Source organism: Spirillospora sp. NPDC048823, assembly GCF_043198445.1.
GTDB lineage: Bacteria > Actinomycetota > Actinomycetes > Streptosporangiales > Streptosporangiaceae > Spirillospora.
In genome coordinates, this window is sequence record NZ_JBICUT010000001.1 from 386,322 (window position 1) to 408,114 (window position 21,793).

Consider the following 21,793-nt stretch of genomic DNA (forward strand, 5'->3'; position numbering starts at 1 on the left):
TCACTCCCCTGCGGCCGGCGGGACGAGGACGCCCGGGTTGAGGATCCCGGCCGGATCCACCCGGTCCTTGACGGCGCGGAGCACCGCGGCGCCCAGCGGCCCGATCTCCCGGGCGTACCAGTCGCGATGGTCGGTGCCCACACCGTGATGATGGCTGATCGTGGCGCCCGCGTCGATGATCGCGTCGTTGGCGGCCCGCTTGGCCGCGTCCCAGTGCCCGACCGGATCCTTACCCTGAGCGGACACGACGGTGAAGTAGAGGGACGCGCCCGACGGGTACACGTGCGAGATATGGCACATCACCAGCGGCGGCGTGCCCGCGCCCGACAGGGTGCCGATCAGCGCGACCCGGACGGCCTCGTACAGCGCGGGGATGCCCGCCCAGAAGGCGGCGGTCTCCAGCGTCTCCACGAACGCGCCCACGTCCAGCAGCGAGTCGCGCAGGTAGGGGGCGTTGAAGCGGCCGTGCTCCCACTTCTCGCCGGGCCCGGTGCCGAGCGGTTCGCCGCCGGCGGCGCGCAGCACGTCCGCGGCCCGGGCACGCCGCTCGGCGACCCGCGCCGGGGCGCCCTCGAACCCCAGCACGGCCAGGCATCCCGCCGATCCCCCGTCCTCCAGCCCTCCGATGGCACCGGGGTCGGCCAGGCCGATCATGGTCTCGGTCTCGTCGGAGAGCCGCAGCACCGCGGGCATCGGCCCGTCCTGGGCGAGCCGGCGCAGCGCGGCGGCGCCCTCCGCGAACGACGCGAACCGCCAGCCCTCGTACTCCCTGGCCTCCGGGACGGGATGGATCCGGACGGTCACGGAGGTGATCACCCCGAACGCGCCCTCCGAGCCGAGGACGAGCTGCCGCAGGTCGGGCCCGGCGGCGGACTTGGGCGCCCGGCCGAGATCGAGGGGGCCCTCCGGGGTGGCGACGGTCAGCCCGACGACCATGTCGTCGAAGCGGCCGTACCCGGCGGACGCCTGCCCGCTGGACCGCGCCGCCGCGAACCCGCCGATCGTCGCCCACTCGTACGACTGCGGGAAGTGCCCGAGGGTGTAGCCGTGCCCGGCCAGCAGCGCCTCGGCGTCGGGGGCGCGCAGGCCGGGCTGGAGGACGGCGGTCCGGGCGACCTCGTCGACCGAGACCAGGGCGTCCATGCGGCGCAGGTCGAGGGCGATGAACGCGCCGACGCCGGCCGGTGCCAGGCCGCCGACGACGGAGGTGCCGCCGCCGAACGGGACGACCGCGATCCGCCGTCCCGCGCAGTACCGCAGCACCGCGAGGACCTCGTCGTGGGTGCCGGGCAGGACGATCGCGTCCGGCGCGTCGGCGGTATCGCCGGCGCGGATGCGCAGCAGGTCGGGAGTCGACTTGCCCCGCGTGTGCCGGACGCGCGTCTCGGTGTCGGCGCGGACGTTCCGGTCGCCCACGAGCTTCGCCAGCGCGGTCAGGTCGCCGGCCGGCAGCCGGGAGTCGCGGACCTCGAGGCCGGCGAGGGCCACCGGGGGCCGCTCGGCCGGCCGGACGCCGAGCATCTCGCGCAGCAGGCCCACGACCTGCTCCGGCAGCGGCGCGGCCCGGCCGGGATCGCCCCAGCCGCTCCACAGCATGTCCCGCGTCTCCACCCGCGCCTCCCGTCGCCGGCCTGCCGCCGGCCTCGAAACTGTGCTTACACTGTGACACATGACGTCGAATCGTCACAACAAGGTGGAGCGCGACACGCCGCAGCGCAACGGGCCGGGCGGCCGGACGGCGGACGACACCGTGCTCGACGCCGCGCGGGACTGCGTGCTGGCCGTCGGGGTGCGCCGCACGACCCTGACCGACATCGCCCGCCGCGCCGGCGTGTCCCGGATGACGCTGTACCGCCGCTGGCCGGACGTCCGCACGATCGTCGCCGACCTGATGACCCGCGAGTGGGTCGGGCTCGGCGACACCCTGCAGCCGCCCGACGACGGCCGCCCCGTCCGGCCCCGGTTCGTGGACGGCCTGGTGACCGGCGTGCGGGCGTTCCGCGACCACCCGCTCCTCCGCAAGATCATCGAAGTGGATCCGGAGCTGCTGCTGCCCTACGTCCTGGACCGCTGCGGCGCCAGCCAGCTGGTGTTCCTGGAGCTGTTCGAGGAGGCGCTCAGGGCCGGGCACGCCGACGGCACCGTCCGCCCCGGCCATCCGGCCCGGCAGGCGCGCTCGGTGCTGCTGGTCGTCCAGTCCTTCGTGCTGTCGGCGCCGACGATGCTCGACGACGCCGACCCCGACCTCGATTCCGACGCCTTCGACGCCGAACTCCGCCACATCCTGGAAAGGATGCTCGCGCCTTGAACACACCAGATCTCCACGCACGGACCCCGCAGATCCCCCGCACCTCGCTCAACGCGGCGCGCAGGGAACGCGAGCTCGCCGCCCTGCCGGACGAGGTCGTGGACGTCCTGGTCGTCGGCCTCGGCGCGACCGGGGCGGGCACCGCGCTCGACGCCGCGTCCCGGGGCCTGTCGGTCGCCGCGATCGACGCCCACGACCTCGCGTTCGGCACGTCCCGGTGGAGTTCCAAGCTGATCCACGGCGGGCTGCGCTACCTCGCGTCCGCCCAGGTGGACGTCGCGCACGAAAGCGCGGTCGAGCGCGGCGCGCTGATGCGGCACACCGCGCCGCACCTCGTGCGCGCGCTGCCGTTCGTGATGCCGCTGACCCCGCTCGTGTCCCACTCTCGCGCGCTGGCCGTCGGTGCCGCGCTGCACGCCGGGGACGCGCTGCGGCTCGCCGCGCGCACCCCGCGCTCGGTGCTGCCCCGACCGCGCCGCCTGTCGGCGGTCGAGACGCTGCGGCTGGCGCCCCCGCTGCGGCCCTACGGGCTGCGCGGCGGGCTGCTGTCGTGGGACGGCCAGCTCGCCGACGACGCGCGCCTGGTCACGGCGCTCGCCCGGACCGCCGCCGGGTACGGCGCCCGCATCCTCACCCGCTGCCGCGCCGTCACCCTCGCGGGCGACGGCGCGCTCGTCCGCGACGAGCTGACCGGCCGGGAGTTCACCGTCCGGGCGCGTTCGGTGGTGAACGCGGCCGGCGTCTGGGCGGGCGGCCTGGTGGACGGGGTGCGGCTGACCCCGTCGCGCGGCACCCACATCGTGGTCGCGGCGGAGACGCTGCGCGGATTGTCGGCCGGGATGCAGATCCCGGTCCCGGGGGCGGCCAGCCGGTACCTGCTGGTGCTGCCGCAGGGCGACGGCCGCGTCTACGTCGGCCTCACCGACGAGCCCGCGGAAGGGCCGATCCCGGACGTGCCCGAGCCGACGGCGGGCGAGATCGGGTTCCTGCTCGACATCCTCGGTTCCGCGCTGGACGTCCCGGTGCGGCGCTCGGACGTGCTGGGCGCGTTCGCCGGGCTGCGCCCGCTGCTGGATCTCGGGCGGGGCCGCGACACCGCCGACATCTCCCGGCGGCACGCCGTGCTCACCTCGCGGGACGGCGTCGTCACGATCGTCGGCGGCAAGCTCACCACCTACCGGCGGATGGCGCAGGACGCCGTCGACGCGGCGGCGCGCGTCCGCGGGCTCGACACGGTGGCGAGCCGGACCGCCCGGCTGCCGCTGGTCGGCGCCGCGTCGCGGGACCGGCTGGACGCGCTGGACGTGCCGTCCCGTCTCGTCCAGCGGTACGGGGCCGAGGCGCCGCTGCTGGCCGCGCTCGCGAAGGACGACCCGGCGCTGCTGGAACCGGTCGCCCCCGGGCTGCCCGTGCTCGCTGCGGAGCTGGCCTGGGCGGTGCGGCACGAGGGCGCCCTCGACGCGGGCGATCTGCTGGACCGCCGCACCCGGATCGGGCTCGTCGCGTCCGACCGGGCGGCCGCGCTGCCCGCCGCCGAGTCGTTCCTGCCCCGAGCCGCGGTGCGCTGATCCGCCTTCCCGGCCCCCCGGCCGGTTTGGACCCGATACGTTAGGTTACCCTTACCTAAACGATCGAAGATCTACGGGGGTCTCCTTTTGACGCGCGGCGACGCCTGCGGGCACTGTCCCGGCAGCCACACCGGGGAGCGGCCGTGCCTGGCGAGCGCGACGGCGAAGGCGCGCGCCTGGCTGCTCGTCGAGCATCCCGGCCCCTGGCCCGAGCGCGTCGAGGACCTCGCCACGCCCGCACCGGTCGGTGAGGCGGTGCGGGCCGCGCGGAAGGCGGGCGTCCGGCCCCAGCTGATCCGCCGGCCGGGGCGGCGGCGCCGCACCCCGCCCCTCCAGGTCTACGCGGCGTTCTCGCGCGGCGCGGAGGTCTGGATCGAGGGACGCGAACTCGCCGACCCGGCGGAGCTGGAGGCGCTCGATCTGGACGCCCTCGCCGCCGGCCGGTCGCCGGGCCTCGGGGAGCCGGTGGCCGAGCCGCTGCTGCTGGTCTGCACGCACGGGCGCCACAACGTCTGCTGCGCCCGCGCCGGGGGGCCGCTGGCCCGTACCCTCACCGCACGTTTCGATCGCCTCGTATGGGAAACCACCCATGTCGGCGGTGACCGATTTGCGGCGAATTTGGTATGTCTTCCACACGGGCTCTACTACGGCGACCTCGGCGAGACCCAGGCCGTGACGGCGGCGGACGCCTACCTGCGGGGCGAGGTCGTCCTGGACAGGCTGCGCGGACGCGCCGGAACGCCCGAGCCCGCCCAGGCGGCGGAGCACTTCGTCCGCGCACACACCGGCCGCCTTGGCCTGGACGACGTGACCGTGCGATCGATCACGGGAACATCCCGGTACGAAGCGGTCGTTGTAGTACAGGAGAGCCGTTACCGGGTCGTGGTCGAGGCCGTCGAGCAGTCGGCGCCATGCGGGCCGGGATGCGGGGAGAACCTGAAAACCTACCTTGTTAGGGAACTCACCCTTCTCAACGAGGCGGCCCTCGTGTAATCTCTCTGAGGCCCCATTCGAGGGTCTTCGTGTCGCACGTCCCCAGGTTTCCGGCTTAACCGGACGGGGAACAGAGCGGCAACTCTGGACGTTGGACCATTCGGCGCTTCTGACTTCATGTCGCCTGAAGCATGTCGAGCGTCCATGTCCTGAAATTGTTCGAAACCAATCAAGGTGGGTGTTCCATGGCTCAGGTACGTCGGCAGGCAAACCTCCCTCGTCCCAGCTGGGGCTGGCAGGACGCCGCGGCGTGCCGGGGGGAAGACCTCGTCCTCTTCTTCGGTCCCGACGGCGAGCGTCAGCCCGAGCGCGAGATCCGCGAGCGTAAGGCGAAGCAGATCTGCATGGGCTGCCCCGTCCGGACGGAGTGCCTGGACTACGCGGTTTCCAGGCCCGAGAAGTACGGCACGTGGGGCGGTCTGAACGAAGACGAGCGCGCGTCCGAGCGCCGCCGCCGGATGCGTCGCGCCAACGCCGCCTAGTCGAGTACGCAGGCCGCTACAACGCTCCCATCGGAAACCCCGGCACGCCACCGAAAAACGACACGGCCCCGCCCCGCGGGGCCGTTTGCGTTGCCCCGGGCCCGGTCCACGCGGACCGGGCCCGGGTGCTTCGTCACATCTGCGTCACATGTGAGTCACATCGCACCCGACTTTCCGCAGAACCGTGCTTTTACCGCAAGCGCCCTCGCGATGCGGCCATTTTTCAGAAAGTCGCCGCACCATTTTTCGCCGCCGTCCCGCCCGGACGCCCGGGCCGGGCGGCCGGGTCAGCCCGTCTCCCGGACCCGCGCCGCCCGGTCCAGCCAGGCGATCACGTCGTCGTCGGTGAGCTGCTCGAAGTCGCGGTACCACTGGCCGACCGCGCGGAACTCCCACGGCGCGGCCGGCACGACCATGTCGTCCACCTCGGCCTCCAGGCCGCGGACGGTCTCGGCGGCGCCCACCGGCACGGCGAGCACCAGCCGGGACGGCCCGCGCTCGCGCAGCGCCCGCACGGCGGCCCTCGCGGTCCCGCCGGTGGCGAGCCCGTCGTCCACGACGATCACCGGGCGGCCCGCGGTCTCCGGCAGCGGCCGCCCGCGCCGGTAGACCTCGACCCGGCGGCCCAGTTCGGCGCGTTCGGCCGCCACCGTGGCCTCCAGGTCCTCCTCGCGGAGCCCCAGCCGGCGCAGCAGGTCGGCGTCGAACACCGGCGAGCCGCCCTCGGCGATCGCCCCGACGCCCAGCTCCGGCTGCGGCGGGTATCCGATCTTGCGGGTCACCAGGACGTCGAGCCGGGACCGCAGCCGCCGCGCGACCTCGTACCCGACGGGGACGCCGCCCCTCGGCAGCGCGAGGACGGCCGCGCCCTCCAGGCCCATCGGCGCGAGCCGCTCGGCGAGCACACGGCCCGCCTCGGCGCGGTCGGTGTAGGGGAGCCGGACGGTCTCGGTCTGCTGGAGGTCATCGCGAGCGGATCTGTTCCAGGACATCCGCTCACCCCCTTCCGGGGTCACCCCTACCCACTCCCGCCGCGCCCAGAGGCTCCCACGAACGCCGACTTGCGGCGCGACGCCCCGAAGGGCGCCCCGACGAGCGATACGCGCAGGTGGACGAGCTCAGGAACCGGTGAGCCAGCGCAGCGGGTTGTCGTGCAGGATCGCTTCGATGATGGCGTCGTCGGCCCCGGCTGCGCGCAGCGCGGGCAGGAACGTGTCGAACAGGTATCCGAAGCCGGCGCCGCCGTACCGGGTGACCTGGGCCATCCGGGAGACGCCGGTGCTCAGCAGTACCCGGGAGGCGTGCCCGGCCTCCAGCAGGTCCATGACGCAGCGGACGCGCGCGCCGATGGCCGCGTGGTCCTCGCCCGCGAGGCCGAGCGTGCCGAACGAGACATAGCCGCCCGTCTCGGCGATCTTGCGGTGCTGGCCGGGGTCGTCCACCCGGTCCTGCTGGCCGACCGCGACACGGTCGGGGGACAGCCCGGCGGCGGTGAGGATCTCCATCTGGGCGAGGCCGGCGCGGCCGTAGGTGGCGACCGACAGCCCGGAGTAGCGGGCGGCCCGGGCGGCGGCGCGCAGGCAGAGCTCCTCGGCTTCGGTGGGCGCCTCGCCCCAGGTGCCGATCTCACCGATGACGCCCGGCAGGGAGTTGGTGCCGTCCATGCCGAAGCCGACCTCGGCGAGGAGCCGCTCGGCGAGCCGCTCGACACCGGTGGGCCCGTCCGGACCCGCCTCCGCGGCGAGGGTCTCGCTGACGAACGCGGGGTGGAACGGCTCGGTGAACACGCCCGTCCCGGCGACCACGGCCACCCGGGCGCCGGCGCTGATCCGGGCGAGCGCGGCGGCGTTGCGTCCCATACCGGAGCAGGTGAGGTCGACGACGAGGCCGAGGCCGTGCTCCTTGCGCAGCCCCGTCAGCTCCCGCTGGACGGCCTTCTCCTCGTCCAGCCAGCGGCCCGGATCGGACTCGACCAGCTGCGGACGCTGCGGCCAGCGCAGATCCATCTGCAGGTGCTCGTGGGAGAGCACCGGCCCGGTGACGTCGGACGTCGCGATCATGCCGGTCACGGTCCGGAGCCGGCCGGTCTCCTCACGGGGGGTCATGTCAGGCGAGGTTACGACATGTTTTGCCTTATCAGGACCTCATTCGGGGTTGTTTTTACTTCCCGCGTCCTCGTCCTCCCGCCGCTCCTCCGCCTGCGCGTCACGGACGGCCCGCGCCCGCGCGGTGTCGGCGCTCGGCCACAGCCGGTCGATCTCGGCGTTCAGCGCGGCGCCGATCAGCACCGCGATCGCCGCGACGTAGAGCCAGGCGAGCACCGCGATCGCGGCCGACAGCGACCCGTACAGCGACACCCCGCTGAGCGACCCGGCCAGGAAGAGCCGCAAGCCGAAACTGCCGGCGATCCAGATCAGCAGCGCGAGGACGGCGCCGGGCAGGTCCCACCGCCACGGCGTCCGCACCGGGACGCTCAGGTGGTACAGCGTCGCGAGGAAGACGATCGACAGGGTCACCACGACCGGCCAGTAGAGCGCCTGGACGAACTCGGCGCTCTCCGGCAGCGCCCGCCGGACCAGCGTGGGCCCCGCCACCAGCATCGGGATGACGATCAGCATGACCAGCAGGCCGATCAGGTAGAGGAAGAACGCCCGCAGCCGGGTGCGGATCATGCCGCGGATGCCCGAGAGCCCGTAGGCGATGCTGATCGTGTCGATGTAGACGTTCGTCGCCCGCGACCCCGCCCACAGGGAGAGCAGGAAGCTGAGCGAGATGATGTCGGGACTGCCGCCCTCGATCACGCCGTCGATCAGCGGGACGACGACCGTGTCGACCGTCGAGCCCGTCAGCACGGTTCCGGACTGGTCGATGACCCAGGTGCGGATCTCGGTGACGGTGCCGCGGCCGAACATGCCGCGCAGGTGGCCCATCGTGCCGATCAGCCCGATCACCAGCGGCGGCAGCGACAGCAGCGCGAAGAACGCCGCCTCGGCGGCCAGCCCGGTCACCCGGTAGCGGAACGCGCCCACCGCGGTGCCCTTGGTCAGGGTCCAGGCGACCCGTGGCACCGCGCCCGCGCCCACACGGACGCGTGCGCGCAGGAGGCGGGCCCGGCCGCGCGGACCGGAGCCGCCCGGGTCGGGGGCGCCGTCAGGATCGTGAGCGTCCGCCTCGGGGTTGCCCGGATCGAGGGCGGTGGGGCCCTCGTCCGGATCGGAGTCCCCGGCCGGGGGGACGCCCGCGGCGTCGGAGACGGTGGTCACACCGCCCCACCGTAAAGCGTTACGGGCCCGGAACATGCCGCATCGCCCATTTCAGTGGTCCGCTCCGCGCGTCGCGTTCCGACCGCCTCCCCCGCCCGAATGTCGCGTCGGCGTGTGGCATGTCCCCTACACACCCATTGGCTCATACCCGCTTCGACGACCCGGAACGTCATCTCGCCCATGATCGTTTAGGCCGGGGGGGCGCGGGCACCGGCCTTGATGGGTGACACTGGAACCATGATCTGCCGGTCGTGCCGAGAACGCCGCCACGAGGAGTGCCGCGGCGGATCCTGGTGCGACTGCCAGCACCGGCCGGCCCCGGCGACGTCCGGGCGGGAACGCCGGCCCGGTCCCGGTACCAGCGGCGACACCGAGTCCCCGGTGAACTGGAAGCGGCAGGGATGACGCATCTCACTCGTCCATATGCCGGACGTAACTGGACAGCCCGCGAGACCGCGTGTCAGAGTTCGGGTATGACTGCTGCGGACCCGTTGCTGGCGAAGCGCCGGCACGTGGACTTCCTGCGCGTCCGCAGCGCGATCTGTCGGTGACGCCCCGACCACGCCCCTGCTCAGCGGGCCGCGTGGTGCATCGGCGTCATCTTTGACTTCACCCTGCTCAGCGTCGAGCCGGCTGCCTCAGACTGCCGGTGCGCTACGCGTCCCTCACGACAACAGATGAGGACGCGCGCCGTGCCACCCGCGATCAAGCGCAAGAAGGCCGAAGGCCAGTGGGCCCTCGGCTACCGGGAACCGCTCAACAAGACCGAAGAGAACAAGAAGAACGACGACGGCCTCAACGTCCGCCGCCGCATCATCGACATCTACTCCAAGCACGGCTTCGACTCGATCGACCCGGCCGACATGCGCGGCCGGTTCCGCTGGATGGGCCTGTACACCCAGCGCAAGCCCGGCATCGACGGCGGCAGGACCGGCGCGCTGGAGGACGAGGAGCTCGAAGACCGCTACTTCATGATGCGGGTGCGCATCGACGGCGGCCAGTTGAGCGGCCCGCAGCTTCGCACCATCGCCGACATCTCCACCCGGTACGCCCGCGGCACCGCCGACATCACCGACCGGCAGAACGTCCAGCTGCACTGGGTGCGGATCGAGGACGTCCCGGCGATCTGGGAGGCCCTCGAAGCCGTGGGGCTGCACACGATGGAGGCGTGCGGGGACGTCCCGCGCACCATCATCGGCTGCCCGCTGGCCGGGATCGCCGCCGACGAGGTGATCGACGCGACGCCGCAGCTGCGCGACATCCACGACCGCTACATCGGCTCCCCCGAGTTCTCCAACCTGCCGCGCAAGTACAAGACGGCGCTGTCGGGCTGCACCTCGCACTGCACCGTCCACGAGATCAACGACATCGCGTTCGTGGGCGTGGTGAACGAGCTGGGCGAGACCGGCTACCAGGTGTTCGTCGGCGGCGGGCTGTCCACCAACCCGATGTTCGCGCAGAGCCTCGGCGTGTTCGTCAAACCGGAGCAGGCCACGGAGATCTGGCACGGGGTCACCTCGATCTTCCGCGACTACGGCTACCGGCGGCTGCGCAGCCGCGCCCGGATGAAGTTCCTGGTGAAGGACTGGGGCGTGGAGAAGTTCCGCGAGGTGCTGGAGAAGGAATACCTCGGCTACGCGCTGCCGGACGGCCCGGAGCCCGCCGCGCCGCTCGCCCGCCGCGACCACGTCGGGATCCACCCGCAGCAGGGCGGCGGCTTCTACGTCGGGTTCGCACCGCGCGTGGGCCGCGTGAACGGCGAGCTGCTCGGCGTCATCGGCGAGCTGGCCGACCGCTACGGTTCCGGCCGGGTCCGGACGACCATCGAGCAGAAGATGGTGATCCTGGACGTCCCGGAGGAGGACACCGAGGCGCTCGCCGACGAGCTGGCCAAGCACGACCTGCAGGTCCGCCCGTCCACGTTCCGGCGCCAGACGATGGCGTGCACCGGCATCGAGTACTGCAAGCTCGCCATCGTCGACACCAAGCAGCGCTCGATGGACCTCATCGACGAGCTGGAGAAGCGGCTCCCGGACTTCGACCAGCCGCTCACCATCAACGTCAACGGCTGCCCGAACGCCTGCGCCCGCATCCAGGTCGGCGACATCGGCCTGAAGGGCCAGCTCGTCGTGGACGAGAACGGCGACCAGGTGGAGGGGTTCCAGATCCACCTGGGCGGGCAGCTCGGCGCCTCGTTCGGCAAGAAGGTCCGCGGGCTGAAGACCACCTCGGCCGGGCTGACCGACTATGTCGAGCGGATCGTCCGCAACTACGACAAGCAGCGCGAAGACGGCGAGACCTTCGCCGAGTGGGTGCATCGCGCGGACGAAGCGGACCTCAAATGACGAGCGGAGCGAACCCGGGGGCCGGTCCCCCGCACACGGGCGGAGGCGAGCGGATGGCGCCGTTCTACTGCCCCTATTGCGGGGAAGAGCACCTGGAACCGCAGGAAGAATACGGTTCATGGTTCTGCCCCGACTGCGTCCGTTCCTTCAGGTTGCGATTCCTCGGTGTCGGCGCTCCCGGCACCGCAAGCAAGGAGATCCCTCGGTGACGCTTCTGGAGACCGACAGACCTGCCCTTGACCTCGAAGACGTCGTCGAATCGGCCGCCGTCGCGCTGGACGGCGCGCCCACGCTGGAGGTCATCCGCTGGGCCGCCGCCACGTTCGGCGAGCGCATCTGCCTCACCTCGTCCATGTCGGACGCGGCGCTGATCCATCTGGTGTCGAAGGTGAAGCCCGGCATCGACGTGCTGTTCGTCGACACCGGCTACCACTTCGCCGAGACGATCGGCACCCGGGACGCGGTCGAGGCCGTGTACCCGGTGAACGTCATCAACGTCACCCCGTCCCGCACGGTCGAGGAGCAGGAGGCCGCGCTCGGCCCACGGCTGTTCGGCCGCAACCCGGACCTGTGCTGCCACCTGCGCAAGGTGGAGCCGCTCGGCCGCGCGCTGGAGGGCTACATGGCCTGGTTCAGCGGCATCCGCCGGGACGAGACCGCGAGCCGCCGCGACCGCCGCGTCGTCGAGTGGGACCGCAAGCGCGGCATGGTCAAGGTGAACCCGATCCTGGACTGGTCCCAGGAGGACATGGACAACTACATCGAGGACAACGGGGTGCTCGTCAACCCGCTGCACTACGACGGCTACCCCTCGATCGGCTGCGCCCCGTGCACACGCCCGGTCGCGGCCGGCGAGGACCCGCGCAGCGGCCGCTGGGCCGGATCGGGCAAGACCGAGTGCGGTATCCACCTGTGAGCAGGCCGATGGTGGCGGTGGCGCACGGGAGCCGCGATCCGCGTGCCGCCGCGACCGTCGCCGAGCTGCTCGACGTCGTGCGGGACCGCCGCCCGGACATTCCCGTCCACGCCTCGTTCCTGGACCACGCGCCGCCGGCGCCCGACCGCGTCCTGGACGGACTCGCCCGGGACGGCGCGACCGGCGCGGTCGTGCTGCCGCTGCTGCTCACCGCTGCATACCACAGCAAGACCGACATCCCGGGCGTCCTGAACCGGGTGCGCGGCCCGCATCCGCGGCTGCGCCTGCACACGGCCGAGACGCTCGGCCCCCACCCGCTGCTGACGGACGCCCTGGAACGCCGCCTGTCCGACGCCGGCGTGGAACCCGGCGACCCGGACACGGCGGTCGTACTGGTGTCGGCGGGCTCCAGCCACGCCTCGGCCAACGCCACCATCGCGCGGCTCGCACGTGAGTGGCGGCGGCGCGGCTGGCGGGACGTGGTCCCGGCCTACGCGTCGGCGGCCCGCCCCGGGCCGGCCGAGGCGGTGGCGGCGCTGCTGGACGCGGGCGCTCCGCGTGTGGCGGTGGCGTCCTATTTCCTGGCCCCGGGGTACTTCGCCGACAAGGTCCGGGCGGCGGCGCTGGACGCCGGCGCCACCGCGGTCTCCTCCGTCCTCGGGGCGGCCCCGGAAGTCGCCGACCTGATCGTCCACCGCTACGACGAGGCGGTCGTCTCCCGGGTGGACGACCCTTCAAACCCCCGGCCTGCTCAGACGTCCCACAGGGCACGGGCCGTCTGAGCACGGGCCGTCTGAGGAGGGGCCGTCTCGATTCCGCGTTCGGCGCCCGGCTGGGCGGGTATGCGGGCTGCCATGAAGCGTGAGGATCTCGGACACGAGCCAGAAGAGACGCACGACCGCGACTTCGCCCCCGTCAACGAGGACTCCGACGCCCGCGGCCGGACCCGGCCCACCACCGATCATGGCGCCGGCGGCACGGGGACGCCCGGCGTGGAGATCGAGCACCCCGACACGCTCCCGCCCGACGAGGAGGGCGTCGAGGAGGCCGAACGCCACGACGACTCCCGCCGCCGGTAGCTACTTCTTGTCGCGCCACCAGGAGACGATGGCGCGGCGGAGCGGGGCGTAGTGCTCGTCGTCGACGATCTTGACGTCGCCCATGACGGCGTGGGCGGTGACGTGGACGACGGGCACGGGGGCGCCGGGCTGCGCTTCGCGGACGGCGATCTTGCGCTCGCCGAGGAAGGCGTGCCCGGACAACTCGACGCTGACGCCGTCCGGGACGATGATCTTGACGTCGCCCATCACGGCGGTGGCGGAGATGTGGATCTCGCCGGTGGGAACCTGGGCGCCGCGCAGGTCGAGCACGACGTCGCCCATCACCGCCACGGCCTCCAGCGGCCCGTCGATGCGCCCGACGATGCTCTCCTTGCAGTCGCCCATGACGGCGCTGAACTTGCGTTTGATCTGGCGGGGCGCGCGGTTGGCGCCGGGCGCGCCCATGCCCGGCAGGTCGTCGGTGATGCGCTCCAGGTCACCGCGGGTGACGGCCGCGTAGGCGGCCTCGCTGCGCTCGGTCAGTTCCTCGAAGGTGAGCCGTCCTTCGACGGAGGCGATCCGCAGCCGCTCGACGACGGCCTCCCGCTCGGCGTCCGAGGCCCGTATCGCGTCGGGGCCCGGCTCGAGGGGGTCGGTGACGGGCCGGTCGGGGTGCAGGTCCTGCCGCCGGTCCCGCGGGCGGCACGAGGAGCGCCGCTCCGGCTGCGGACTGGACTGACTCATGATTCCGAAGGTATGCCCCCGCGGCCGCGGGACAATCCGCCGCGCGGACGAGATCGCCCCACCACTTGAGGAGGATGGACGCACGGGCACGCCGAGGGCAGGATCAATGGTTGCCCGAACGGGATTCTGTATCCTGCGTCGCGATGGCTCGAACGTAGTCGGAGCAACGCGGGAGCGGCACGGTGACGCACGAGGTGTTCAATCAGGTTCCCCCGCTCGCCGGGCACGACACGGCCGACGAGGCGGTCCTGCTGGACGGGCTGGAGCGCGAGGGCGCCGGGTGGGCCGAGGCCGAGGTGCACGAGCTCGGGAGGCTGGCGGGCACCGAGCGGGCACAGGAATGGGGACGCCTCGCGAACGAGAACCCGCCGGTTCTGCGCACCCACGACCGCTACGGGCACCGGATCGACGAGGTCGAGTTCCACCCGGCGTGGCATGAGCTGATGACCGTCGCGGTGACGCACGGGCTGCACGGTTCCGCCTGGACCGACGCGCGTGCGGGTGCTCACGTCGCGCGGGCCGCCAAGTTCTACACGTGGCGGGTGGACGCGGGTCACGGCTGCCCGATCTCGATGACCTACGCCGCCGTCCCCGCGCTGCGGCAGTCCCCGGAGCTGGCGGCACGGTACGAGCCGCTGCTCGCCGAGCGGGAGTACGACTTCGGCCTGCGCGCCCCGCTCACGAAGAACGCGCTGATCGCCGGCATGTCGATGACCGAGAAGCAGGGCGGGTCGGACGTGCGGGCCAACACCACCCGGGCGGCCGCGCAGCCGGACGGGACGTACCGGCTCGTCGGCCACAAGTGGTTCACCAGCGCCCCGATGTGCGACGTGTTCCTGACGCTGGCGCAGGCCCCGGGCGGCCTCACCTGCTTCCTGGTCCCGCGCGTCCTGCCGGACGGCGAGCTGAACCCGCTGCGGCTGATGCGGCTCAAGGACAAGCTCGGCAACAGGTCCAACGCGTCCTCGGAGGTGGAGTACGAGAACGCCGTCGCCTGGAGGGTCGGGGACGAGGGCCGCGGCGTCCGCACCATCATCGAGATGGTCAACATGACCCGGCTCGACTGCGTGATCGGCGCGGCGTCGGGGATGCGGCAGGGCGTCACGACCGCCGTCCACCACGCCGCGCACCGCAAGGCGTTCGGGGCGTACCTCATCGACCAGCCGCTGATGCGCAACGTCCTCGCGGACCTGGCGATCGAGTCCGAGGCCGCGACGATCACGATGCTGCGGCTGGCGGGCGCGACGGACCGCTCGGTGCGCGGGGACGAGACGGAGTCGGCGTTCAAGCGGCTCGGGCTCGCGATCAGCAAGTACTGGATCACCAAGCGGTGGCCCGCGCACGCCGCCGAGGCCCTCGAATGCCTGGGCGGCAACGGCTACGTGGAGGACTCGGGCATGCCCCGCCTCTTCCGGGAGTCGCCGCTGAACTCGATCTGGGAGGGCTCCGGCAACGTCGCGGCGCTCGATCTCCTCCGCGCGGTCCTACGCGAGCCACAGACGCTGGACGCGTTCTTCTGCGAGGTCGAGCTTGCCCGAGGGGCCGACAAGCGCTTGGACGCAGCCGTCCAGGATGCCAAGGAAAGCTTCACCGACACCGCAACGATCGAGCTCCGTGCCCGCCGCGTAGCCGAGCGCCTGGCTCTCGTCCTGCAGGCGTCACTGCTGGTCAGGCACGGCCACCCGGCCGTCGCCGACGCCTTCTGCGCGTCCCGCCTGGCGGGCGACTGGGGGTCCGCCTTCGGCACTCTCCCGCCGGGATTGGACCTGTCCCCCATCATCGACCGCGCCACCCCGAAGCTCGGCTGAGCCCACATGAGGCGCATTCGACGTCGACCCGAACCACTTGTCCGGGCGTTCCCCCCGGGGCCGGATCAAAGTCGAGCAGCCACGGGGGCAGTGGTATGGCCAAGGCGGCCTCCACCGCATCGATTTCCTGTACCGCGGCCTGCGCATTGAGGTGATGCAGGGAAGCCGGCAGGACGCGACTCAGGCCGGCCTCGATCCGCGCCCACGCCTCGGCAACGCGCTTGTCGACGTCGGCTCCAGTGTCGTTCACGACACAGACTCTAGACATCGCCACCGCAGCGGCACTACCTCATCTGCCCCCGACCGCAGGCTCGAACGAGCAGCGCGAAGCCGTCGAGCCGGCCTTCGTGGCCGCGTTACAGCACCTGTCGGGAAACCGGCGGGCCGCACTTTTAAAGTGCTCGATCCCGGCAGCCGGAGCGGCGACCTCCATGAGGGACGCTCGGATACAGCAGCCGCCCGCTCTCGTTCGCGGCCGGGCGGCGAACTCCTTGGCAGGCGCAGTGTCGTAGTCGATGGCTAGGGTTCCGTCCGTCTGGTGAGAATCGGCGGTCGGAGGTGCTGTGGTCGAGGTTCCGGAAGCGGTGCTGGAGGAATTGGCGGGGCCGGTCGCCGAAGCGATACCGCTGGTCGTCACCCGCATACCCGCCGCACCGGCGGCCGAGCTCGGCCGGCTGCGGGCTGCCGCCGACGACACCTGGCGCATCCGAGGGATGACCGGCAGGCCCGGGGCCGACTTCTACTCCGGCGTCCGGCCCGGGCCGAGCGGGTCGCCGGTGCGGGACGCGCTCGCTTCGCTGCCGCCACTGCTGACCGAACGCCTCCTGGGCGCGCTGGAACTGACCGTCCCGGAACTCGACCTCGCCGACGCCCCGGACCTGGCCGGTTTCCTGGGCGGGCCGCCTACCGGCGGCCTCGGCATGATGACCATGGACGGGATGAGCGAGGCGGTGACCGCGTCGGCCATGCTGGACCATGTCCGGCCGGGCGCAGTGCCCCTGGTCGCCGCCCTGGTCCGCCGCCTCGCCACCGTCCCGCGCGTCGCCGCCCTCCTGGCGGTCGGACCCGAAGTCACCGACGAGGAGGGGGTGGCCGCGGCGCACGGCGCGGCGCGACTCGCGCTGGCCGTATCCACCACCGCCGCCGTCCTGCACCGGGCGGGCATCCACCCCCGGGTCGCCGGACCGCCCGCGGTGCTCGGCGTCGCGATCGGCACCGCGGTCCTGCTGCTGAACGAGACCCCGATGCCTCCCGGCTACGCCGCCGCGATACTCGACAAGGTCAGGGAGGAGTACCTGATGCCCGTCGCGGTCAGCGGGTCGCCGCCGGTGTCGGGGCACAGGTTCGCGTTGCTGGAGGAAGGCGACGTCCCGGAGGAGGCCGACTTCAGCGGCAACGGGCTGGTCGCGGTAGTGCCGGGCGGTGCGCTGATCCGCACCGGCCGCGAGAACGGACGCGTCTCGATGCTGGCGCACGTCCTGGAAGAGCCGCCGCAGGAGGTCGCCACGGGCTGGGAGGAGGTCGTCGAGGTCAGCTGGCATGCAGCGACCGGCGGCGCGTCCGTGACCGGGGCCCAGGAGGTCGAGCCGCAACTGCGCCGCTTCACCCCGCCCTGGCCGGGCGACTACCGGTTGCGGGTCCACGCCCGCGGCCGGGACGACGCCGACAGCCGCGAGTCCTATGACCTCTGGATATGGCAGGCTCCCGCCGCGGCCGAGATCGTGCACACCCGCACCGACCGGCTCGGCCACCGGCTGCGCGGCGAGCCGGAGCCGGTACGTCCCGAACCGCCCGAGGCCGTCTACCGGTGGTTGGACGACAGCACCCTGTCCGAGGCCGCGACGGTCACGGTGGTGACCGGGTCGGAGGCCGCGGACGTGCTGCGCGCCTTCGGAGCGGACCCGGCCCAGCCGGAGTCGCTGCAGAGAATCGCCGACGATCTGATGAACCGAAGGTCGATCGACCCTTGGGTCGCGGTGCTGGACGTCGGCGGCGCCGTGATCGCCGTTGAGTACAACGGCTTCTGCGGCTCGCGCGCGCCCGTGCTGGAGCGGGCGTCCGCCACCGGACGGGCGGCCAGCATGTACTGGAACGTCAATGCGCTGACCAGGCTGTCGTTCGCCGAGCATGGCGAAGTGCTGCTCTCGGACGAACCGTTCGGCGACCTCGACGCGCCACCACAGCTCGCCCTGTTCCTCTCCGATCTCGACTTCTCCGACCTGGACCGTCGCAAGGAGGCGCAGGGCCTGCTGGCCGTCCAGCGGTTCACCGGCCATGGCATCACCGCCGAAGACCTGGCCCGCATCGAGGCCGCCGACATCGCGTTCCGGATCGTGCCGGACCTGCCCACGCTGTATCCGCGTTGGCGGAGCATCGACAACGCGCTCGGTTCCGACGCCGAAGCACTGACCGGACTACCCGAACCGGCACTGCGGGACCTGGCGTGGTGGGCCGCCTCGGAGGCGGCCCGCTACGCGGACCTCGACGAAGATCCCGACATCGTCGCCAGCATCAACGCGCGTGCCCTGACCTCGGAGGCGCACCTGCGCGCCCGCCGCTCCCAGCTCGGCGACCACGAACACCGGTGGCTCTGGTTCGCCCTGCACCACGCGACCAACCCAGACCCGCCCTCCGCGGCCGCCGGCGCCATCAACGCGGCCCGGTACGCCGCCGGCCCCCACGCGGCGAACCTGATCACCGACGCCAAAGCGAGAATCACCGCCCTCACCACCCCTTGACCACCCGCCCACCGTCAATCATGACCACACTGCTCCCGCCAGGAGTGCTGTGTCGGTCTGTTCCAGGCGCTTCGCCCGTGGCGTGATCGAGCCCTCGTTATCCAGGCATCGCTGCTGGTCAGGCATGGCCATCCGGCGGTAGCCGACGCCTTCTGCGCGTCCCGCCTCGCGGGCGACTGGGGAGCCGTTTCCGGCACCCGCCCGCCGAAATTGGACCTGTCCCCCCATCATCGACCGCGCCACCCCGAAAGTCGGCTGAGCCCACACTCAAGCTCAGGCCCAGCAGTCCGCCGAGCCGCCCTACTGAATTCCCTGCGGGCGCTCTGTGATCGAGGGTGCTCGTCGGACGCTGACCATGGGGCCTGGATCGTGCCGGTTGGTGTTCAGGGGGTGGCTGGTTTGCGGGCGGTGAGCAGGCGGGTCGGGACCCACGGGCTGCCCCACCACGCGCGCCAGCCGAGGCCGCGTACGCGGATGTCCTGGGCGTTCAGCCGGGCCAGCACCGCAGCGTACTCGCGGGGGGTCCGCGCCAGGTCGGCGATCAGCAGGCGGCCGCCCGGCCGCAGCACCCGGTACGCCTCGGCGATCGCCTGGGCGCGGGCGTCCGCGCCGAAGATGGTGTGCACCGTCAGGCTGGACACGACCAGGTCGAAGCTCGCCTCCGCGTACGGGAGTCTGCGCAGGTCACCCCCTTGCACGTGGACGCGGTCGGCGACGCCTTCGGCGCGGGCGTTGCGCAGGGTCGCCGCCGGGGTGTTGCCGGACTGGTCCCGTCCGCGCCACAGGTCCACGCCGACCGCCCGGCCCTGCGGGAGGTGCCGGGCGGCGGCCAGCAGGACGGCGCCGCGTCCGCAGCCGAGGTCGAGCAGCCGTTCGTCGCCTCGCAGGTCCAGCTCGTCCAGCACGTCCCGCCAGACCAGGAACTTGCCGCGCAGCGTGGCGTGCAGGCTCAGGGCCAGGCATCCCGCCAGCAGGGTGCCGGAGACCAGCGCGGGCAGCGCGGCGGCCAGATCGGCGGTGACCGCCATCACCAGCCCGGTCACCCAGAACCCCAGCACGACCAGGGCCACGAAGCCGAACCCGTAGGGCGCATCCATCCCGTACCGCGCTCCAGACATCCCGCCACTCTGCCACGAACCGGCCGCTCGGGAGCCGGCTACGACGCACTGGTCCACCGCCGACCAGCTCGCCGCCGAGTACCCGGCACCGGGACACCGTGTGTCAGCAGGAGGGAGGCGTGGGAGTGGCGCATTTGGAGGGGTCACGTCGACTCTCACGGCTTTGCGGGCTGGGGATCCGTCGCGTCCATCAGCCGCCCGACGATCGTGCGCACCGCGGCCAGATCCGGCTCGTAGCCGAGCACCGTTCCGGGACCGGAACGAGACGCGGGTGCGACATCGTCTTACCAGGGTGGGAATCGGCAGCGTCCAGCATCGGAGGCCGGGGTGTCCGTTCGGCGGCTCGTCGCACTCGGCGTGACACTGCTGGCCGTCGCCGTGATCGCCGGGTGCGGCGGCGGAGGGCCCGTCCCCCGGCAGCATGCCCGGCTCGGCGTCACCGTCCTGCCCGGCGGGGACGCCCTCCTGGACCTCCACGCGGCGGGACGGCTGCGATCGGACGCCGAGGTGCGGGCGCTCGCCCGGCGGATCGCGGAGCGGACGTTCCCGGAGGCGCGCGGCGTCCGCGTCCACACCGAACAGGACCGCGGCATGCCGTTCGCCAGCGCCGCCGTCGACCGCGCCTACCGGACCGGCCGGAGGGCGTCGCTGCGGATCGACACGGCGGGCGCCGTGCGGCAGCTCGCCGACAAGGGCTTCGGCGTCACGTCCATGACGCTGACGCTGCCGTCGGTGCCGGCCACGGTCGGATCGGACACCCGGCCCTCGGGCCACCGCACCTGGCGGCTGCGTTCCGGGGAACCGCCGCCGGTCCTGCGGATCGAGCTGAGGCCGCGGCCGGTGCGGTGGCTCGGGGCGATCGCCCTGCCCGCGCTCGGCGCCGCCGGGGTCGCGCTGGGCTTCTTCGTGCGGCGACGGATCTTCGCGCTCCCCGCCGCGGGGCTCGCCGTCGCCGCCGCCGGAGCCGCCCTCGCTGTCCCGGTGGGACGGCAGGGCGACAACCTCGGCGTCGCGGGCCTGCTCGGCGGGACGGCACTGGACGTCGCGACCGCCGCGCCCCTGGCCGCCGTGCCGCTGGGGCTGCCCGCCGCGATGCTCCTGGCGACGATGCTCGCCCGCCCGCGCCGTCGGCCGGACGCCCGCGCCGGCCACGAGAGCCGGCCCCGGGACACCGGCGTGTTCTGGTGATGGTCCCCGGCGCGATACACAGGGTCGATTGATCGTAAACTGACGGTCATGTCCGGCGATCGCCCCTCATGCACCTGTGTGATCTGCCGTGACTACGGTGACCGCGACCGGCTCGACAACTTCCAGCTCCGCACCATCGTGCACATCACGCAGTACGGCTGGAGCGTCGTCCTCGTCCACCCCGACGGCGACGGACCCGGCTGGGCGTACACGGTCGGCCTGTGGCACAGCCACCGGTCGCCGGAACTGGCGATGTTCGGCGGCGACGTCTACGAGACGGAGGAGATCCTCAACACCCTCGGCCGGCACACCGCCGAGGGGCGCGCCCCCGCGGACGGCGAGCGCCGCGACGGACTCGTGCGCGGACAGGCCGCCGCCTTCCGGGAGATCGACCCGCGCTGGTACGACGCGCTGTTCGGCGGCGCCGTCGCGTTCTACCGGCGCCCCCCGCTGCCGATGCTCCAGGTCGTCTGGCCCAACCGGCAGGGCCTGTTCCCCTGGCAGCCCGGCACGGAACTGCCGTTCCGCCACTCCCAGCCGTGGCTGTGGCTCGACCCGAAACAGCACTCCACCGGCGTCTGGACACGCCGCCTCTGACCGGGCCCCGGCGGGCACGGGGCGCATACGATCGGCGGGTGTACGGGCCGCTCGCCGAGACCATCCGGACCCAGCGCCTCGTCCTGGAACCGCTGGCGGTCCATCATGCCGACGAGATGGCCCCCGTCCTGGACGACCGGCGCCTGCACCGCTACCTCGGCGGCGAGCCCCTCACCCGCGACGAACTGCGCGCCCGCTACGCGCACCTGGTCGCCGGGCCGGCGCCGTTCCACCAGGAGTACTGGCTGAACTGGATCGTCCGCCGCGGCCGCGACCGGCAGGCCGTCGGCTACGTTCGGGCGACCGTCACTCCGGCGGCGCGCGGCTTCACCGTGACGCCGCCCTCGACCGGCTCGACCGTCAGGCCGGGCCCGCCGCGCCGCATCGCGTCCGTCGCCTGGGTCATCGCGATGCCCTACCAGGGGTTCGGGTTCGCCACCGAGGCCGCCCGCGCCCTGCTGGACTGGCTCCTCGCCCACGGCGTCCACGACATCGTCGCCACCGTCCACCCGGACAACCGCCCGTCCGCGACCGTCGCCGCCAAGCTGGGCCTGTGCCGCACCGGCGAGACGACGGGCGACGGCGAAGACGTCTGGCGCCTCCCGCACGGAGCGTCGCCGACGTGACACCCTGATGGGGCCCAGTGGGTGGGGGCTGGAGGACGGTAGGTAAGCCACAATCGACG

Annotated in this window: 20 protein-coding genes; 13 read left to right on the forward strand and 7 right to left on the reverse strand. The window is 72.8% G+C overall.

Annotated elements, in window-relative coordinates; translation table 11 throughout:
- A complete protein-coding gene (locus ACGFK0_RS01565) occupies positions 1–1,596 on the reverse strand; it encodes an FAD-binding oxidoreductase (protein ID WP_392899575.1) in 1,596 nt (531 codons plus the stop codon).
- Positions 1,597–1,669: 73 nt separating this feature from the next.
- On the opposite strand from ACGFK0_RS01565, the gene ACGFK0_RS01570 reads away from it, so the two are divergent.
- From ACGFK0_RS01570 to ACGFK0_RS01585, 4 genes are all read left to right on the forward strand, one after another.
- A complete protein-coding gene (locus ACGFK0_RS01570) occupies positions 1,670–2,308 on the forward strand; it encodes a TetR/AcrR family transcriptional regulator (RefSeq protein ID WP_392898476.1) in 639 nt (212 codons plus the stop codon).
- Entirely contained in the window at positions 2,305–3,876 is a 1,572-nt protein-coding gene (locus tag ACGFK0_RS01575) for a glycerol-3-phosphate dehydrogenase/oxidase (RefSeq protein ID WP_392898479.1), read from the forward strand. The genes ACGFK0_RS01570 and ACGFK0_RS01575 overlap by 4 nt, the downstream gene beginning before the upstream one ends.
- Positions 3,877–3,963: 87 nt before the next feature.
- Positions 3,964–4,869, forward strand: coding sequence for a sucrase ferredoxin (locus ACGFK0_RS01580; protein WP_392898482.1), 906 nt, complete (start codon positions 3,964–3,966; stop codon positions 4,867–4,869).
- Between the two features lie 185 nt (positions 4,870–5,054).
- Positions 5,055–5,351 carry a WhiB family transcriptional regulator gene (locus tag ACGFK0_RS01585; protein WP_021600082.1) on the forward strand — a complete coding sequence of 99 codons (297 nt, stop codon included), beginning with the start codon at positions 5,055–5,057 and terminating at the stop codon, positions 5,349–5,351.
- Positions 5,352–5,638: 287 nt separating this feature from the next.
- On the opposite strand, the gene ACGFK0_RS01590 is transcribed toward ACGFK0_RS01585, so the two are convergent.
- From ACGFK0_RS01590 to ACGFK0_RS01600, 3 genes are all read right to left on the reverse strand, one after another.
- A complete protein-coding gene (locus ACGFK0_RS01590) occupies positions 5,639–6,343 on the reverse strand; it encodes a phosphoribosyltransferase (RefSeq protein ID WP_392898484.1) in 705 nt (234 codons plus the stop codon).
- 126 nt (positions 6,344–6,469) lie between these two features.
- Positions 6,470–7,456, reverse strand: a complete 987-nt coding sequence (locus ACGFK0_RS01595; RefSeq protein WP_392898487.1) for a phosphotriesterase — start codon at positions 7,454–7,456, stop codon at positions 6,470–6,472.
- Between the two features lie 39 nt (positions 7,457–7,495).
- Complete coding sequence (locus ACGFK0_RS01600) at positions 7,496–8,614, reverse strand: YihY/virulence factor BrkB family protein (RefSeq protein ID WP_392898490.1); 1,119 nt, start codon at positions 8,612–8,614, stop codon at positions 7,496–7,498.
- A gap of 677 nt (positions 8,615–9,291) precedes the next feature.
- Here ACGFK0_RS01600 and ACGFK0_RS01605 point away from each other — a divergent pair.
- From ACGFK0_RS01605 to ACGFK0_RS01620, 4 genes are all read left to right on the forward strand, one after another.
- Positions 9,292–10,959: a nitrite/sulfite reductase gene (locus ACGFK0_RS01605; protein WP_392898493.1), complete on the forward strand. Its 1,668-nt coding sequence runs from the start codon at positions 9,292–9,294 to the stop codon at positions 10,957–10,959.
- 205 nt (positions 10,960–11,164) lie between these two features.
- Positions 11,165–11,875, forward strand: a complete 711-nt coding sequence (locus ACGFK0_RS01610; RefSeq protein WP_392898497.1) for a phosphoadenylyl-sulfate reductase — start codon at positions 11,165–11,167, stop codon at positions 11,873–11,875.
- A gap of 8 nt (positions 11,876–11,883) precedes the next feature.
- Positions 11,884–12,657 (forward strand): sirohydrochlorin chelatase, encoded by a 774-nt coding sequence (locus tag ACGFK0_RS01615; RefSeq protein WP_392899578.1) that lies wholly within the window; start codon positions 11,884–11,886, stop codon positions 12,655–12,657.
- Positions 12,658–12,729: 72 nt separating this feature from the next.
- Positions 12,730–12,954, forward strand: coding sequence for a hypothetical protein (locus tag ACGFK0_RS01620; RefSeq protein ID WP_392898499.1), 225 nt, complete (start codon positions 12,730–12,732; stop codon positions 12,952–12,954).
- Here ACGFK0_RS01620 and ACGFK0_RS01625 read toward each other — a convergent pair whose 3' ends face one another.
- Entirely contained in the window at positions 12,955–13,659 is a 705-nt protein-coding gene (locus ACGFK0_RS01625; protein WP_392898501.1) for a DUF1707 domain-containing protein, read from the reverse strand. It abuts the gene before it with no gap.
- Positions 13,660–13,841: 182 nt separating this feature from the next.
- Here ACGFK0_RS01625 and ACGFK0_RS01630 point away from each other — a divergent pair, with 182 nt between their 5' ends.
- Positions 13,842–15,467, forward strand: coding sequence for an acyl-CoA dehydrogenase family protein (locus ACGFK0_RS01630; protein ID WP_392898505.1), 1,626 nt, complete (start codon positions 13,842–13,844; stop codon positions 15,465–15,467).
- On the opposite strand, the gene ACGFK0_RS01635 is transcribed toward ACGFK0_RS01630, so the two are convergent.
- Positions 15,436–15,717 (reverse strand): hypothetical protein, encoded by a 282-nt coding sequence (locus tag ACGFK0_RS01635; protein ID WP_392898508.1) that lies wholly within the window; start codon positions 15,715–15,717, stop codon positions 15,436–15,438. The two genes, ACGFK0_RS01630 and ACGFK0_RS01635, sit on opposite strands and share 32 nt — an antisense overlap.
- A 313-nt stretch (positions 15,718–16,030) precedes the next feature.
- Between ACGFK0_RS01635 and ACGFK0_RS01640 the strand changes: the two genes are divergently transcribed.
- Positions 16,031–18,205 (forward strand): DUF6461 domain-containing protein, encoded by a 2,175-nt coding sequence (locus ACGFK0_RS01640; RefSeq protein ID WP_392898511.1) that lies wholly within the window; start codon positions 16,031–16,033, stop codon positions 18,203–18,205.
- 383 nt (positions 18,206–18,588) lie between these two features.
- Here the strand turns inward: ACGFK0_RS01640 and ACGFK0_RS01645 are convergent, their stop codons facing one another.
- A complete protein-coding gene (locus tag ACGFK0_RS01645) occupies positions 18,589–19,323 on the reverse strand; it encodes a class I SAM-dependent methyltransferase (protein WP_392898514.1) in 735 nt (244 codons plus the stop codon).
- 327 nt (positions 19,324–19,650) lie between these two features.
- Here ACGFK0_RS01645 and ACGFK0_RS01650 point away from each other — a divergent pair, with 327 nt between their 5' ends.
- The 3 genes from ACGFK0_RS01650 to ACGFK0_RS01660 are packed head-to-tail and all read left to right on the forward strand — an operon-like array spanning position 19,651 to position 21,734.
- The gene (locus tag ACGFK0_RS01650; RefSeq protein WP_392898517.1) at positions 19,651–20,511 is read left to right on the forward strand and encodes a hypothetical protein; all 861 of its coding nucleotides are present in this window, start codon (positions 19,651–19,653) and stop codon (positions 20,509–20,511) included.
- A gap of 48 nt (positions 20,512–20,559) precedes the next feature.
- Positions 20,560–21,108, forward strand: a complete 549-nt coding sequence (locus ACGFK0_RS01655; RefSeq protein ID WP_392898520.1) for a DUF4262 domain-containing protein — start codon at positions 20,560–20,562, stop codon at positions 21,106–21,108.
- A 38-nt stretch (positions 21,109–21,146) separates the two neighbouring features.
- Positions 21,147–21,734, forward strand: a complete 588-nt coding sequence (locus ACGFK0_RS01660; protein ID WP_392898522.1) for a GNAT family N-acetyltransferase — start codon at positions 21,147–21,149, stop codon at positions 21,732–21,734.
- Positions 21,735–21,793 lie beyond the last annotated feature (59 nt).

Coding starts and splice junctions, on each gene's coding strand:
- ACGFK0_RS01565 (WP_392899575.1), bottom strand. CDS start 1,596: ATGCTGTGGAGCGGCTGGGGCGATCCCGGCCGGGCCGCGCCGCTGCCG.
- ACGFK0_RS01570 (WP_392898476.1), top strand. CDS start 1,670: ATGACGTCGAATCGTCACAACAAGGTGGAGCGCGACACGCCGCAGCGC.
- ACGFK0_RS01585 (WP_021600082.1), top strand. CDS start 5,055: ATGGCTCAGGTACGTCGGCAGGCAAACCTCCCTCGTCCCAGCTGGGGC.
- ACGFK0_RS01590 (WP_392898484.1), bottom strand. CDS start 6,343: ATGTCCTGGAACAGATCCGCTCGCGATGACCTCCAGCAGACCGAGACC.
- ACGFK0_RS01595 (WP_392898487.1), bottom strand. CDS start 7,456: ATGACCCCCCGTGAGGAGACCGGCCGGCTCCGGACCGTGACCGGCATG.
- ACGFK0_RS01605 (WP_392898493.1), top strand. CDS start 9,292: ATGAGGACGCGCGCCGTGCCACCCGCGATCAAGCGCAAGAAGGCCGAA.
- ACGFK0_RS01615 (WP_392899578.1), top strand. CDS start 11,884: ATGGTGGCGGTGGCGCACGGGAGCCGCGATCCGCGTGCCGCCGCGACC.
- ACGFK0_RS01620 (WP_392898499.1), top strand. CDS start 12,730: ATGAAGCGTGAGGATCTCGGACACGAGCCAGAAGAGACGCACGACCGC.
- ACGFK0_RS01625 (WP_392898501.1), bottom strand. CDS start 13,659: ATGAGTCAGTCCAGTCCGCAGCCGGAGCGGCGCTCCTCGTGCCGCCCG.
- ACGFK0_RS01645 (WP_392898514.1), bottom strand. CDS start 19,323: ATGTCTGGAGCGCGGTACGGGATGGATGCGCCCTACGGGTTCGGCTTC.
- ACGFK0_RS01655 (WP_392898520.1), top strand. CDS start 20,560: ATGTCCGGCGATCGCCCCTCATGCACCTGTGTGATCTGCCGTGACTAC.